The following is a 16,618-nucleotide window of genomic DNA, read 5'->3' as shown; positions in this document are numbered from 1 at the left end:
CGAGCGTTCAATCAAACTTTTAAAGGAGGAATTTTTACATGAGAAAAACTGTAATCGTTTCAGGAGCAAGAACCCCATTTGGCAAATTTGGTGGAGCTTTAAGGCCATTTACTGCATCACAGTTAGGCGGTATTGCAATCAAAGAAGCACTGAACCGTGCTGAAATGGACGGCTCGCAAATCGATGAGGTAATAATCGGTAATGTACTTCAGGGTGGACAGGGGCAAATTCCTTCCAGACAGGCAGCGCGTGAAGCAGGAATACCATGGGATGTAAAAACCGAAACAATTAATAAAGTTTGCGCTTCTGGGTTAAGAAGTGTAACGCTAGCTGATCAGCTCATTCGCCTGGGAGATGAAGAAGTGATAGTTGCTGGTGGAATGGAGAGCATGAGCAATGCCCCTTACTTTCTTCCAGATGCACGCTGGGGAAATCGAATGGGAGATAAAACAGTTAAGGATATGATGGTCCATGATGGATTGACATGTTCGTTTAATGGTGTCCACATGGGGAATTACGGAAATTCAACAGCGGAAGAATTTGAGTTAACGAGAGAAGCACAGGATGAATGGTCCTACCGCAGTCATCAGCGCGCAGTTGAAGCAATTGAATCTGGTAAACTGGCAGAGGAAATTATCCCTGTAGAAGTACCGCAGCGTAAAGGGAATCCAATTGTAGTAGATACAGATGAAGCGCCTCGAAAGGATACGAGTCTGGAGAAGCTTGCGAAGTTACGTTCAGCATTCAGCAAAGATGGTACCATTACTGCTGGAAATGCACCTGGAGTAAATGACGGTGCATGTGCCTTTGTTGTTATGTCAGATGAAAAAGCTGAAGAATTAGGGAAAACTCCAATGGCAACAGTGCTGGGCCATGCAGAAGTTGCTGTTGAAGCGGAAAACTTTCCTCAGACCCCAGGCCTTGTTATTAATAAACTGCTTGAGAAAACAGGTTATACAAAAGATGATATTGATTTATATGAAATTAATGAAGCCTTCGCAGCAGTCTCATTGGCAAGTGGAAAAATTGCCGGTATCGATAATGAAAAAGTGAATGTGAACGGCGGGGCGGTTGCACTTGGTCACCCGATTGGCGCAAGTGGAGCGCGAATTATCCTGACATTAATACATGAACTAAAACGCCGTGGCGGGGGAATCGGAATTGCAGCAATCTGCAGCGGCGGCGGCCAGGGTGATGCTGTCTTAATTGAAGTGCCGAAGAACTAGCTGCTAAGCACACTGCTCTCAGCCGAAGTTGCGTGATAAGACTGCAGCTCGCGCGACACTTAGCTGAATTCGCGCAATAAAGCATAAAACCCGCGCGATGCAATGAGAAAGTCGTGCGACTCAGGTCGGAACTCGCGCGATTGAGGCAATAACTCGTGCGACAATCCAATAAAGCAGTGACGCCGCGCGACTTTCTCCGGATGTCGCACGACTTTATAAGGCAAAGTAATGATAAAAATAATAATTTAAAGCACAAGCAACTACCCAAAGGAGGAATTCCCTTTATGGCAATTAAAAAAGTAATGGTAATCGGTGCCGGACAGATGGGAGCAGGAATTGCACAGGTCTGTGCACAGTCCGGTTTTAATGTTGTATTAAATGATATGAACGAGGAAGCCCTTCAAAAAGGGATGAAAAATATAGAAAAGCTGCTGACCCGTGCAGTCGAAAAAGAGCGGATAACCAATACAGATAAAACAGATACATTAAACAGACTAACATCTTCTACTCAGCTGAAGGATGCACGGGATTGTGATCTGGTTATTGAAGCGGTTGTTGAAAATATGGATGTAAAAACGAAGGTGTTCAGTGAACTCGATGGTTTTGCACCAAAGCATGCGATACTAGCATCGAATACATCATCCCTTCCTATTACGGAAATTGCTGCTGCAACAAATCGGCCAGATCAGGTAATCGGCATGCATTTTATGAATCCGGTTCCAGTCATGAAGCTAGTAGAAATTATCCGTGGTTTGCAAACAAGTGATGAAACATTTAATGCCATTCAAACAATGACAAATGAATTAAGCAAAACGCCTGTTGAAGTAAAAGACTTCCCCGGCTTCGTTTCAAACCGCGTCCTCATGCCGATGATTAACGAAGCAATCTATACAGTGTATGAAGGAGTAGCATCACCAGAAGACATAGATACTGTGATGAAGCTTGGGACAAATCATCCGATGGGGCCATTGACATTGGCTGATTTTATCGGACTGGATACATGCCTTTATATCATGGAAGTACTGCATGAAGGATTTGGCGACAGCAAATATCGTCCATGCCCATTGCTTCGCCAATATGTTAAAGCTGGCTGGCTAGGCAAAAAAACTGGCAGAGGCTTTTACCAGTATAGCTAATAATACTGTTAGTTGCTATGAGCAGTTGATGAAAACTGCTAACTAAAATCAGCGATGATAATTCCACCGGCCGCTCAGGAATTATAACCACACTTCTATCATCATATCAGCCATCCACCGAAATATCCTATATGTGACCGGTGGCTAATTATTTCTAGCTTTTGGGCTCAGAGAAGCGCTCTATGTGACCGGTAGCTACTTGTTTCTGGCTGTTTGGGCTCAGAGAAGCGCTCTATGTGACCGGTAGCTACTTGTTTCTGGCTGTTTGTGCTTAGAGAGGCGCTCTATGTGACCGGTAGCTACTTGTTTTCTAGCTGTCGGGCTCAGAGAAGCGTGACCGGTGGCTACTTGTTTCTGACTGTTTGGGCTTAGAGAAGCGCTCTATGTGACCGGTAGCTACTTGTTTCTGGCTGTTTGGGCTTAGAGAAGCGCTCTATGTGACCGGTAGCTACTTGTTTTCTAGCTGTTGGGCTCAGAGAAGCACCCCAAATCCTGATAATCCCGTTCAACCAGCGAAACATCCATCCGAGGTTGAAATTAACAGAGCAGTTACGTCGCAGTCTATAGAAATTGTAAATTAAATTTCAATCAAGATTTAGATAAATGCTTTACATGAAAAACCAACATGAAACTATCAGAAAGGGGGCATAAGCATGAACATGAATTTTTCAGAGGAACAGAAAATGATGAGGAAAATGGTTCGGGACTTTGCCCAGAAAGAAATAACGAAAGAAATAGAACGAATGGAAACGGAAGACCGGTTCCCAAAAGAGCTTATTCAAAAAATGGGAGAACTTGGATTAATGGGGATCCCAATACCCGAAGAGTATGGCGGAAGCGGAATGGACTATCCTTCGTATATTATAGCTATTCATGAATTGTCGAAAGTGAGTGCAACAGTTGGTGTGATCTTATCTGTTCACACATCCGTTGGTACGAACCCGATTTTATATTTCGGAACCGAAGAGCAAAAGAAACACTATTTACCCAAGCTTGCTTCAGGAGAGTATTTAGGTGCTTTTGCGGTAACAGAACCAGGTGCAGGGTCTGACGTTGCAAGTATGAAGACAATGGCGAAAAAAGATGGCGATAATTATATTTTAAATGGATCAAAAGTTTTTATTACCAATGGGGCTGCTGCTGATACATACATCACCTTTGCACGAACGGGTGAAGGCAATAAAGGCCTCAGTGCATTTATCGTTGAAAAAGATTCGCCAGGGCTCGTCGTCGGTAAAAAGGAAAAAAAAATGGGACTGCATGGCTCAAGCACTGTTCAATTAAGCTTTGACCAGTGTGTTGTACCGAAAGAGCAGCTTCTCGGCAGTGAAGGCGATGGATTTAAAATTGCTATGGCAAACTTAAATGTCGGGAGAATTGGGATTGCTGCGCAAGCACTCGGTATTGGAGAAGCGGCTCTTGAACATGCAGTTGGCTATGCAAAGGAACGGGAGCAATTTGGAAAGCCAATCGCAAATAATCAGGGAATTTCTTTTAAAATTGCAGATATGGCTACAGAAGTGGAGGCTGCAAAGCTATTAGTCTATCAGGCCGCTTCTCTTGTTGAACGAGGTGTCCCATGCAGCAAAGAAGCATCCATGGCAAAAATGTATGCTTCCAAAACGGCGATGAGAGCGGCTATTGAAGCTGTTCAAATATACGGTGGCTATGGTTATACCGAGGATTATCCGGCAGAACGCTTTTTCCGTGACGCCAAAGTAACTGAAATATACGAAGGAACAAATGAAATTCAGCATATAGTGATTGCAAAAAATCTGCTGAAAGATTGAGGAGGACTTGGAAAATGAATTTTCAACTAACAGATGAACAGGAAATGCTGCGGAAAATGGTACGTGATTTCGCGAAAAAAGACGTAGAACCAACAGCAGCAGAGCGTGATGAAGAAGAAAGGTTTGATCGGGAAATTTTCGATAAGATGGCAGAACTTGGTCTTACTGGTATTCCGTGGCCAGAGGAATATGGCGGAATTGGTGCAGATTATGTAAGCTATTGTATTGCAGTAGAAGAGCTTTCCCGTGTATGTGCGTCAACCGGTGTGACACTCTCTGCACATTTATCGCTGGCAAGCTGGCCGATTTACACATATGGAAATGAAGAACAAAAGAAAACTTTTCTATATCGTCTGGCAACAGGTGAGGCATTAGGTGCATATGCATTATCAGAACCAGGAGCTGGAAGTGATGTAGTATCAATGAAAACAACGGCTAAAGAAGACGGAGATCACTATATACTAAATGGCAGTAAAGTATGGATAACAAATGGCGGCGTTGCTGATATTTATCTCGTATTTGCAAAAACAGATGCAGATGCCAAACATAAAGGAATCAGTGCATTTATTGTTGAAAAAGGAACAGAAGGATTTACTTTTGGTAAAAAAGAAAAGAAGCTGGGTATTCGTTCCTCCCCGACAACAGAGCTGATTTTTGAAAATTGCCGGGTGCCGAAAGAGAATATGCTTGGAACTGAAGGTGAAGGATTTAAAATTGCGATGACTACGCTTGATGGCGGGCGCAATGGAATAGCCGCACAGGCCCTCGGTATTGCCCAGGGTGCACTGGATGCAGCAGTTGATTATGCAAAAGAACGAGAGCAGTTTGGAAAACCTATTGCCAATAACCAAGGTATTTCCTTCAAGCTGGCAGATATGGCAACAGAAGTGGAAGCCTCCCGTCTATTAACCTATCAGGCAGCATGGCTTGAATCAGAAGGAAAGCCATATGGAAAAGCGTCTGCAATGTCCAAACTTTTTGCTGGCGACGCAGCAATGCGAATAACGGTAGAAGCAGTTCAGGTATTCGGCGGATATGGCTATACAAAGGATTACCCAGTAGAACGGTATATGCGTGATGCGAAAATCACCCAAATTTATGAAGGAACAAATGAAATTCAAAGGCTTGTTATTGGAAGAATGCTAACGAAATAAAAGTCATACAACAACTCTCACAACAATGCCAGAAAGGAAGTACTTTCATGCACGAAATCGTTGAACGGATGAAAAATAAGGATATACGCGCTTTGGCCAGGGCAATCACGATGGTGGAGAATGATCATCCTGATAAACTCCAATTATTAAGTGATGTAGTCTCCTTGCAAAAAAAAGCGGTATATGTTGGGTTTACCGGTTCACCTGGTGCAGGGAAAAGCTCACTCGTAAATCGGCTGATCACACATATTCGTGAAGAAGGCAAGACGGTTGCCGTGATTGCAGTTGATCCTACCAGTCCGTTTAGCGGTGGTGCTCTGCTGGGAGACAGGGTTCGCATGAATCAGCATTTCACAGATGATGGTGTCTACATCCGCAGTATGGCCACACGTGGGAGTCTGGGAGGGTTGGCTCGGGCGACCAAGGATGCAATCAGAATTTGCGATGCATACGGATTTGATGTGGTGATTGTTGAAACAGTCGGGGTTGGTCAATCGGAACTGGACATTATGAAGATAGTTGATACAACAGCAGTGGTTTTGACCCCAAATAGTGGTGATGTATTGCAGATATTTAAGGCTGGCATCATGGAGATAGCAGATTTATTCGTCATTAATAAAGCAGATCTTCATGGTTTTGGAAAATTAAAAGCATTGCTGAAAGAGCTTGTAATGATGACATCATCTGAGAACCATGAAACAGCGATTGTTAAAACAATTACAACTGAAAATAAAGGGATCGACAAGCTCTGGAAAAAGATTAAAGAACATCATGAATACCTCTACAGCACTGAAGAAGGAGAAAAGCGGCGTGCAGCCAGTCAGGAATTAGAGGTATATGAGCTGATCCGCGAAGAAATATGGCGTGATGTAAAGCAGTTCATCGAATCAAATGATTATACGTCAAAGATTGAAGCAAATAGTGATCCTTATAAACTGGCAAGCAATCTGTTTGAGAAATGGAAAAAGGAAGGGGGCCAGGCTTAAATGAAGCAGGATCAAGTCCTTGCAACTGTAAAAAATAAACAATTAGTTGAGAAAAGACGCAATCAGATGATTAAGGGTGCAATTACCCTTTTTAAAGAGAAGGGATTTCACCGGACAACTACAAGAGAAATAGCCAAGGAATCTGGTTTCAGCATCGGGACCCTATATGAGTATATCCGTACAAAGGAAGATGTACTGTTTCTTGTATGCGATTCGATTCATGGGCAGGTGCGTGAAAGACTGGAATCTGCAATGAGCATAGAGAACCCTTCCGTCAGTTATTTGATTTCTGTTATCAAATCATACTTCAAATTAATGGATGATATGCAGGAAGAAATTGTAATTATGTATCAGGAAGCGAAATCATTAAAAAAGGATTCAAGGGAATATGTTCTCAAGAAAGAGCGGGAAATGGTTAATATGCTGGAACATGTGATAATCACCTGTATTCCGGAAAAGGTTACAAAAAAGGATGCGGAGCTTCTTGCCAATAATATTTTTATTCAAGGTCAAATGTGGGGATTCAGACGCTGGGCATTGCAAAAACAATTCACACTGGATGAATATATTGAAAGACAAACTAAATTTATTTTACAGGCATTGGCAATTGAAGACTCAGCTTCAAATGAGGCTTATTAGTAACTTGAAAGGAGAGGTTAATGATGGAACAAGTAAAGATTTATAAACCGGTAAATCCTGTTCGTTTTGTTACAGCGTCAAGTCTGTTCGATGGACATGATGCTTCGATAAATATTATGAGAAGAATCCTCCAGGCAAGTGGTGCAGAAGTTATTCACCTGGGCCATAACCGATCCGTTGAAGAAGTGGTTCATGCTGCAATCCAGGAGGATGTTCAGGGGATTGCCATCTCTTCTTATCAAGGCGGACATGTCGATTATTTTAAATACATGGTTGACCTGCTGAAAGAGCATGGTGCAGATCATATTAAGATTTACGGCGGTGGCGGCGGAGTAATCATACCACGAGAAATTAAAGAACTCCATGACTACGGTGTCACATGGATATTTTCTCCGGAAGATGGACGGAAAATGGGGCTCCAGGGAATGATTAACCGGATGCTGGAACAATGTGACTTTATCCCCCCGCTTGATGTAAAAAAAGATCAGGACGAGTTAACCAAAGGGGAACGTCAGGCGATTGCCAGATTTATTACCTATGTGGAAAACAGCGAAGTGGACCCTGAGGAAAAGCAGCAAGTGATTGATTCATTAAGGGCTAAAGGAAATGAAAACATACCAGTTTTGGGAATTACAGGAACTGGCGGCGCCGGAAAAAGTTCACTGACAGATGAAATGATTCGCCGTTTTATGAATGAAGTTCCTGATAAGAAAGTTGCAATTATCTCTATTGACCCAACTAAAAAGAAAACAGGTGGAGCACTGCTTGGTGACCGGATTCGAATGAATGCCATTTTTACAGATCGGGTGTATATGCGGTCACTTGCGACCCGTGATTCAAGAAGTGAACTTTCCAAAGCCATACAGGACGTGATTGATGTTGTACGTGCGTCAGGCTATGATTTTATTATTGTTGAAACTAGCGGGATCGGACAAGGGGATGCAGCGATTACTGAAATAACTGATCTTTCCATGTATGTGATGACAGCTGAATTCGGTGCACCAACACAGCTTGAGAAAATAGACATGATTGATTATGCAGATTTTATTGTAATTAATAAATTTGAGCAAAAGGGATCAGAGGATGCGCTTAATCAGGTGCGGAAACAATATGAACGAAGTCATATGCTCTTCCATCAGGATAAGGAGAAGTTCCCTGTGTTCGGCACGATCGCAAGCCAGTTTAACGATGCAGGAACGAATGCCTTATTTGCTTCTCTGATAGATACATTAAATGAGAAATATGACTGGGACAGCGACATAAACTTCGACAGGAACATTATTGCGGAGAAGCAAAACATGATCATTACAAATGAACGGCGTCATTATTTACGAGAGATCGCCACACATATCCGCAACTATCATCAGAATACCGACAAACAAAGCAGTATAGCAAGAAAGCTTTATCAGCTTCAAGGAGCAAAAGAAGCAATTGAAGATGAAAATGTAGCAAAAACAATTGATCAAACGTTTGATCAATATCAGGAACAGATTGATCCGGCGGCAAATAAGCTTTTGCAGGCATGGGATGAGACGAAGGAAAGATATGCACAGGAAAAGATGACTTTTTCGGTACGTGATAAGGAAATTGAAATGGACATTGTTACCGAATCATTATCAGGACTGAAGATTCCAAAGGTAGCATTTCCAAAGTTCCACGATTGGGGCGAACGTTTAACCTGGCTTCGCAAGGAAAATGTACCAGGCGTATTTCCGTTTACAGCAGGTGTGTTTCCGTTTAAACGAAAAGGAGAGGACCCTACCCGCCAGTTTGCCGGAGAAGGTACACCAGAGCGGACAAACCGCCGCTTTCATTACCTTTCAAAGAATGATGATGCAAAGCGACTGTCAACTGCATTTGATTCAGTAACATTATATGGAGAAGACCCGGCACCACGCCCTGATATTTATGGAAAAGTCGGTGAAAGTGGAGTAAATATCTGTACATTGGAGGATATGAAAAAACTCTATGCTGGTTTCGATTTAACAAATCCCCTGACGTCGGTGTCAATGACGATAAATGGCCCTGCGCCAATTATTCTGGCAATGTTTTTCAATACAGCGATTGACCAGCAGATTACCAAATTTAAAGATGAAAATGACCGCGAACCAACAGCGGAAGAATATGAAAAAGTTAAAGAAGAAACACTGGCCATTGTAAGGGGAACAGTTCAGGCTGATATTTTAAAAGAAGATCAGGGACAAAACACATGCATCTTCTCAACTGAATTTGCCCTGAGAATGATGGGAGATATTCAGCAGTATTTCATCGACAAAAAAGTTCGTAATTACTACTCTGTTTCCATTTCCGGGTACCATATTGCGGAAGCAGGAGCTAATCCGATTACCCAGCTAGCGTTTACCCTGGCAAATGGGTTCACTTACGTAGAGTACTATTTAAGCAGAGGAATGGATGTGAATGAATTTGCACCAAATCTGTCATTTTTCTTCTCGAATGGACTAGATCCGGAGTATTCTGTGATCGGTCGGGTAGCACGAAGGATTTGGGCGATTACGATGCGTGATAAATACGGGGCAAACGAACGGAGCCAGAAACTGAAATATCATGTGCAGACATCCGGACGATCGCTGCACGCACAGGAAATAGACTTTAATGATATTCGCACAACGTTGCAAGCATTGCTGGCAATTCAGGATAATACGAACTCGCTTCATACAAATGCTTATGATGAAGCAATCACTACTCCAACAGAAGAATCTGTGCGCAGGGCTATGGCAATTCAAATGATTATTAATAAGGAATTTGGATTAACCAAAAATGAAAACTCTCTGCAAGGCTCATTCATCATTGAGGAGTTGACAGACCTGGTAGAGGAAGCAGTTCTGCAGGAATTTGAAAAAATGAATGATCGGGGTGGCGTACTGGGTGCTATGGAACGCCAATATCAACGCGGTAAAATTCAGGAAGAATCCCTCTATTATGAAGGGAAAAAACATTCCGGAGACCTGCCAATCGTTGGGGTAAACACATATGTGAATCCAAATCCGCCATCAGAGGATGAAATTGATTCCATGGAGCTTGCAAGGGCTACGAAAGAAGAAAAAGAACATCAGATCAGTGAACTGCATAAGTTTCAGAACGCGAACAAAGAACATACAGAAGCAGCCCTGAAACAATTAAAAGAAGTAGCAGCATCCGGTGGAAATATTTTCGCAGAACTTATCGAAACCGTCAAAGCAGCAAGCCTCGGCCAAATCACAAACGCCCTTTATGAAGTAGGTGGACAGTATAGAAGGAATATGTAGGTGGAAAGGCGCAGGCGACTGCCCAGCAGCGAAAGAATAAAAGCAGAAAACAGCAGTTTTACGAAAAGAGCTGAGGAAATAAATGGATCTTCCCAGCTTTTTTCTGCTTTATCCCTAGCATAAACACCAAAGATTTGTTTATAATGTATGGTATGGTTTATTTCAATTCAAGAAATATATAGTATAATATAATTTAAAATTAGACCATCACAAATAAATCAGATCAAATTGGATTAACCGGGCTGATAAAGCCTTATTATATAAGTAAAGGGAGTGCGTTACCGTGAGCTTGAAGGATTACAGCCACGAGGAATTGAAGAATCTGTCAATGATCGAGTTGGCTAATTTAGTGCTGTTGGATGAAAAAAAGGCAATTAATTTTAAGGATATTTTTGAAAGAATTGCAGAAATGAAAGATTTATCCAATAAGACAAAAGAAGATTATATTGCTCAATTCTATACAGATTTGAATGTGGAAGGCAGTTTTATAACAATCGGTGATAATAAATGGGGACTGAAACGCTGGTACCCTGTTGAACAAATGGATGAAGAAGTAACAAATGCTCCAAAGAAAAAGAAAAAAACGAAGAAAAAGAAGAAAAAAGAAGAAAAAGAAGAAGAACTTGATATTGCAGATGAAGACATTGAGGAAATAGTTGATGATCTGGATGATGAAGATGAGTTCGATGATCTAGATGAAGAATTTGATGATGAAGACTTTGAGGAAGATGAAGAAGAAGTGGATGATGAGGAAGAAGAGGAAGATGGTAAATAAAAAAGTCTAAAGGCAAGCTTGACTTTTTCTATGCCAATGAGTACAATTTTTATTGGGCTCTTTAAAATTAACTTCCAAAGCGTTTCCCCTACTTACTGGGGGAGGCGCTTTTTATTATTTTATTTACAATTTAGTACACAATAAAAAAACAAATCAATGTGATTATATCGAAGAAAGAGGGAAAAACAGTGACTAAATATATTTTTGTAACAGGTGGGGTTGTTTCATCTTTGGGAAAAGGGATTACAGCTGCATCATTAGGGCGTTTATTAAAAAATCGTGGATTAAAAGTGACAATCCAAAAATTTGATCCTTATATAAACGTAGACCCGGGCACAATGAGCCCATATCAGCATGGGGAAGTGTTTGTAACAGAGGACGGAGCAGAAACAGATCTTGATTTGGGACATTATGAACGATTTATTGATATTAATCTGAACAAATACAGCAATATTACAACAGGGAAAGTGTATTCAACGGTTATTCGAAAAGAGCGCCGTGGCGATTATTTAGGTGGTACTGTTCAAGTTATTCCCCACATCACAAATGAAATAAAAGATCAGGTATTTCGCGCAGGTGAAGCAACAAATGCCGATGTCGTCATTACTGAGATTGGCGGAACGGTCGGTGATATTGAATCATTGCCATTCCTTGAAGCAATCCGCCAGATTAAAAAGGATGTTGGCAGAGACAGTGTTATGTACATACACTGCACACTTGTTCCATATATCAGAGCTGCCGGGGAAATGAAGACAAAGCCAACTCAGCATAGTGTAAAGGAATTGCGCTCATTAGGTATTCAGCCTGACGTAATTGTACTAAGAACAGAACATTCCATCAGTAAAGAAATGAAAGAAAAGATCGGCTTGTTCTGTGACATAAATGAGAAAGCTGTTATTGAAATGCGTGATGCTGACACACTCTATCAGGTTCCTATTTCATTGCAGGAGCAAAATTTGGACCAATTAACATGTGATCATTTTGGACTTGATTGTAATCCAGCTGAGATGGATGAATGGAAAGAACTTGTTGGAAAGGTGAGAAATCTTTCCGGAAAAACCAATATCGGTCTGGTTGGAAAATATGTGGAGCTTCCGGATGCATACATTTCTGTAGTGGAAGCATTGAAGCATGCAGGGTTTTCTTATGATACGGATGTATCGATTCACTGGATTAATTCAGAACGACTGGAAAAAGAAAGCATTCAGGAGGAATTGGCACATGTTGATGGAATTATTGTGCCAGGAGGCTTTGGTGACAGAGGAATTGAAGGGAAAATTGAGGCAATCCGCTATGCACGTGAGAATAAAATTCCTTTCTTTGGCATCTGTCTAGGCATGCAGCTTGCAACAGTTGAATATGCACGAAATATCCTAGGATTGGAAGGAGCGCATTCTGCAGAAATAGATCCAAATACACCGCATCCGATTATTGATTTACTGCCTGAGCAAAAGGGAATTTCTGATTTGGGCGGTACGTTAAGACTTGGTAAATATCCATGTAAATTAGTTGATGGAACAAAAACGAAAGCAGCATACAATAACGCGGATATAATTGAAGAACGCCATCGCCATCGCTATGAATTTAATAATGACTACCGTGAACAAATGGCTGCCAATGGTTTTATTTTCTCAGGCACAAGCCCTGATGGCAGATTAGTGGAAACCATTGAGATTGAGGACCATCCGTGGTTTGTTGCATGTCAATTTCATCCAGAGTTTACCTCAAGGCCAACCAGAGCACAAAGTCTGTTTAAAGGATTTATCGGTGCCGCTGTTGAGCAGCAAGATAAATAATACAACTTTTAATAATAAATCGAGAAAGCCCGGGGGGAATGTTCAAGATAACATTTTCTCCGGGCTTTCTTTATATCAGTTACTGGCATCAGAATTTTAAGTGGATGAACAATCAATTTATCTGAAATAATAATCGCGTTTTCACTATAATTTCCTAAAAGATTCCTAATTTCAGCAGGTAAATTGGTATTGGGTATCGAAATTTATAATACTGGGGCAGAACGTTTAAAAGGAGGAAAATTATTTGGCAAAAAAGATACTGGTGGTTGATGATCAACCAGGTATTCGTATGTTATTAACCGATATCCTTGAAAATGAAGGCTACTCCGTATCTACTGCAAACACTGGAAAGCAGGGGTTGGAAGAAATAAACAGCAGGTCATATGATTTGGTTATATTGGATTATAAACTTCCGGTTATTGATGGCTCACAGGTTTTAAAGGAAATAGAAACAGGAGGGATTGTTCTCCCGGCAATACTTATAAGTGGATTGGCAGAGGATATAACAAAGGAAGCAGAAAACTACAGTTTTGTAAAAAATGTGCTGGCAAAGCCTTTTAATGTAGAAGACATCAGCAAAACAGTAAAGTCTATATTAGAGGCGCCTGGATAAAATATAATCATTCTTGCCTCTTGCAGCTGTAGTTGGTATTCTTATACTTGAGAATAATTAATTCAAAAAAGATGAACGTAATCATCTAAGAGGAGGATATTTAATGCCATTAGTATCTATGAAAGACATGCTGGAAAAAGGAAAAGCAAATGGCTATGCTGTTGGGCAGTTCAATATAAATAACCTGGAGTATATACAGGCGATCCTTCAAGCAGCTGAAGAAGAAAAGTCACCAGTTATACTGGGTGTCTCTGAAGGTGCAGGAAGATATATGGGCGGATTTAAGGTAGTGGTTTCTATGGTGGAAGCACTAATGGAAGCATATGGCACTACGGTTCCGGTGGCAATTCACCTAGACCATGGATCGAGCTTTGAAAAATGTGCAGAAGCTATTCATGCCGGCTTTACATCTGTAATGATTGATGCCTCCCATGATCCGCTTGAAGAAAATATTGCAACTACAAGCAAAGTAGTAGAACTAGCGCATATTCACGGAGTTTCAGTAGAAGCGGAGCTTGGTACAGTTGGTGGACAGGAAGATGATGTCATAGCAGAAGGTGTCATCTATGCAGATCCGAAAGAATGTCTGGAACTTGTTAACCGCACAGGAATTGATTGCCTTGCACCAGCTTTAGGATCCGTTCATGGTCCATACAAAGGAGAACCTAATCTGGGCTTTGCTGAAATGGAAGAAATTTCACAAACAATTGATCTTCCATTAGTACTGCATGGCGGAACTGGTATCCCAACAAAAGATATCCAACGTTCTATTTCACTTGGTACAGCAAAAATTAATGTGAATACGGAAAACCAAATTTCACAAACACGTGCAGTTCGTGAATTCTTAAATGAGAATGCAGACGTGTATGATCCACGTAAATATTTGGGACCTGGTTCAAAAGCAATTAAACAAACAGTTATCGGGAAAATGCGTGAATTCGGTTCATCCCAACAGGCATAAAACAAAAGTGGAAGTGCCTGTTTAAAAGGAAGACCGACTAAAACCGGCAGAAAATATTTATACAACGGAGCGGACCGAGGATGGCTATATCATGCATGAACTGGATGGACTGAATGGGACAAGTCTTACAAACAGTAATATAATTAAAATTCAGAAGTGGGGGGCTTGCTAGAATGAAATTTTTCATCGATACAGCAAATATTGAGGAAATCAAAACTGCAAATGAACTTGGCATATTATCCGGGGTAACAACGAATCCGAGCCTGGTTGCCAAAGAAGGTGTGTCATTTCATGATCGTTTGCGTGAAATCACAGATGTTGTTTCTGAATCTGTCAGTGCTGAGGTTATCGCTGAAGATGCAGAAGGTATGATCAGCGAAGGAAAAGAATTGGCTGCAATTGCGCCAAATATCACTGTTAAAGTACCAATGACACTGGAAGGTTTAAAAGCTGTAAAAGCTTTAAGTGACCTTAATATCAAAACAAATGTTACCTTGATATTTAATGCAAATCAGGCCCTGCTGGCAGCTCGTGCAGGCGCGTCTTATGTTTCGCCGTTTTTGGGAAGACTTGATGACATTGGACAGGATGGAATGACCCTTGTTTCAACGATTTCCGAAATATTTGAGAAGCATGACATTCATTCTGAAATCATTGCTGCATCCATCAGACATCCATTGCACGTAATCGATGCTGCTTTAAATGGTGCGCATATTGCAACAATTCCATTCAAGGTACTCGAACAGCTTGTGAAACATCCATTGACAGATCAGGGAATTGAAAAATTTCTTGCTGACTGGAATAAACAAAATTAATTGTATAAAAATGGAAAAGATACACAAAATAATTTAAAGGTTCTAAAGGGCTGCCCTATTATTCAGTCCTTAGACTTCAAAGATGCGTGTATTCAAATTAATTTTGAATAACCACGAAAAAGTGGGGTTTTTAAATGCAGAAAATGTTAGTTGAAGGCGGAGAATTATTAAATGGCAAAGTTCGAATCAGCGGCGCTAAAAACAGTGCTGTTGCATTATTGCCTGCCGCTATATTAGCTGATTCCGATGTAACAATTGAAGGACTGCCGGAAATTTCAGATGTTTATACACTTGGAGATTTGCTGGAGGAAATTGGCGGTTCTGTTGCCTGGGATGGACAAACAGTTCATATAAATCCAGAAAACATGGTATCCATGCCACTTCCCAATGGAAAGGTAAAACAGCTCCGTGCCTCCTACTACTTCATGGGTGCGATGCTTGGCAAATTTAATAAAGCTGTAATTGGTTTGCCTGGAGGCTGCTACTTAGGTCCCCGTCCAATTGACCAGCACATTAAAGGCTTTGAAGCACTGGGTGCTGAAGTGACGAATGAGCAAGGTGCGATTTACCTTAGAGCAAAGGAACTCAGAGGTGCCAGAATCTACCTGGATGTTGTCAGTGTAGGCGCAACAATTAATATCATGCTTGCAGCAGTTAAAGCAAAGGGAAAAACCATTATTGAAAATGCTGCAAAAGAACCTGAAATTATTGATGTAGCCACACTGTTAACGAATATGGGCGCAAAAATTAAAGGTGTAGGTACAGATGTCATCCGAATTGAAGGGGTAGCCCAATTACATGGCTGCAGACATACCATTATTCCGGACCGGATTGAAGCAGGGACGTATGCGATTACTGCGGCGGCCCAGGGAAAAGAAGTTATTGTTGACAATGTTATTCCACAGCATTTGGAATCGGTACTGGCGAAATTGCGTGAAATGGGTGTAACAGTGGAGGAAAGTGACGAACAGCTGTTGATTATGCCTAAGAATCCACTCAAAAGTGTAGATGTAAAAACATTGGTCTACCCAGGATTTCCAACCGATCTGCAGCAGCCATTCACGTCGCTATTGACAAAGGCTGTGAATACAGGGGTAATTACAGATACAATTTATTCTGCCCGCCTGAAGCATATTGACGAACTAAGGCGTATGAATGCTATAATAAAGGTTGAAGGCGGTTCAGCTATAATATCCGGCCCTGTTCAGCTGCAGGGTGCTAAAGTAAAAGCAACGGATCTGCGTGCCGGAGCATCACTTATTATCGCCGGACTCATGGCAAATGGAATAACAGAAATAACCGGCCTTGAGCACATTGATAGAGGTTATGAAAAAATCACAGAGAAATTAACCAATCTTGGTGCAAATGTCTGGCGGGAAGAAATGACAGAACAAGAGATACTTCAATTTCAAAACTCATAGTCCGTGGATGGGCGGAAAATTATTTTTCCGCTCAGCCTTT

The 16,618-nt window shown here is 41.3% G+C and carries 13 protein-coding genes; all 13 read left to right on the top strand.

The features are described from left to right. The first annotated feature begins 38 nt into the window (after window positions 1-38). Window positions 39-1,226: an acetyl-CoA C-acetyltransferase gene (locus CIL03_RS12580; protein ID WP_094886212.1), complete on the top strand. Its 1,188-nt coding sequence runs from the start codon at window positions 39-41 to the stop codon at window positions 1,224-1,226. A 200-nt stretch (window positions 1,227-1,426) separates the two neighbouring features. Further along, a complete protein-coding gene (locus tag CIL03_RS12575; protein WP_108721252.1) occupies window positions 1,427-2,362 on the top strand; it encodes a 3-hydroxybutyryl-CoA dehydrogenase in 936 nt (311 codons plus the stop codon). 653 nt (window positions 2,363-3,015) lie between these two features. Further along, the gene (locus CIL03_RS12570) at window positions 3,016-4,152 is read left to right on the top strand and encodes an acyl-CoA dehydrogenase (protein ID WP_094886210.1); all 1,137 of its coding nucleotides are present in this window, start codon (window positions 3,016-3,018) and stop codon (window positions 4,150-4,152) included. Between the two features lie 14 nt (window positions 4,153-4,166). Then, window positions 4,167-5,306 (top strand): acyl-CoA dehydrogenase, encoded by a 1,140-nt coding sequence (locus CIL03_RS12565; protein WP_094886209.1) that lies wholly within the window; start codon window positions 4,167-4,169, stop codon window positions 5,304-5,306. A gap of 47 nt (window positions 5,307-5,353) precedes the next feature. Continuing rightward, a complete protein-coding gene (gene meaB, locus CIL03_RS12560; protein WP_094886208.1) occupies window positions 5,354-6,292 on the top strand; it encodes a methylmalonyl Co-A mutase-associated GTPase MeaB in 939 nt (312 codons plus the stop codon). Then, entirely contained in the window at window positions 6,293-6,931 is a 639-nt protein-coding gene (locus tag CIL03_RS12555) for a TetR/AcrR family transcriptional regulator (RefSeq protein ID WP_094886207.1), read from the top strand. It begins immediately after the preceding gene. Window positions 6,932-6,954: 23 nt separating this feature from the next. After that, window positions 6,955-10,197, top strand: a complete 3,243-nt coding sequence (gene icmF / locus CIL03_RS12550; RefSeq protein WP_094886206.1) for a fused isobutyryl-CoA mutase/GTPase IcmF — start codon at window positions 6,955-6,957, stop codon at window positions 10,195-10,197. A gap of 283 nt (window positions 10,198-10,480) precedes the next feature. Continuing rightward, complete coding sequence (rpoE, locus tag CIL03_RS12545) at window positions 10,481-10,972, top strand: DNA-directed RNA polymerase subunit delta (RefSeq protein WP_094886205.1); 492 nt, start codon at window positions 10,481-10,483, stop codon at window positions 10,970-10,972. A 188-nt stretch (window positions 10,973-11,160) separates the two neighbouring features. Continuing rightward, on the top strand, window positions 11,161-12,768 hold the full coding sequence (locus tag CIL03_RS12540; protein WP_094886204.1) for a CTP synthase: 1,608 nt from the start codon (window positions 11,161-11,163) through the stop codon (window positions 12,766-12,768). Window positions 12,769-13,012: 244 nt separating this feature from the next. Further along, window positions 13,013-13,381, top strand: coding sequence for a response regulator (locus CIL03_RS12535; protein ID WP_094886203.1), 369 nt, complete (start codon window positions 13,013-13,015; stop codon window positions 13,379-13,381). Between the two features lie 103 nt (window positions 13,382-13,484). Continuing rightward, window positions 13,485-14,342 (top strand): class II fructose-bisphosphate aldolase, encoded by an 858-nt coding sequence (locus CIL03_RS12530; protein ID WP_094886202.1) that lies wholly within the window; start codon window positions 13,485-13,487, stop codon window positions 14,340-14,342. Between the two features lie 173 nt (window positions 14,343-14,515). Continuing rightward, a complete protein-coding gene (fsa, locus tag CIL03_RS12525) occupies window positions 14,516-15,157 on the top strand; it encodes a fructose-6-phosphate aldolase (RefSeq protein WP_094886201.1) in 642 nt (213 codons plus the stop codon). Between the two features lie 134 nt (window positions 15,158-15,291). Beyond that, window positions 15,292-16,578, top strand: a complete 1,287-nt coding sequence (locus CIL03_RS12520; protein WP_094886200.1) for a UDP-N-acetylglucosamine 1-carboxyvinyltransferase — start codon at window positions 15,292-15,294, stop codon at window positions 16,576-16,578. The last annotated feature ends 40 nt before the right edge of the window (window positions 16,579-16,618 follow it).

Origin of the sequence: Virgibacillus indicus (assembly GCF_002266285.1) — a bacterium.
GTDB lineage: Bacteria > Bacillota > Bacilli > Bacillales > Amphibacillaceae > Virgibacillus_K > Virgibacillus_K indicus.
This window is presented reverse-complemented; position numbering and strand designations above follow the sequence as displayed.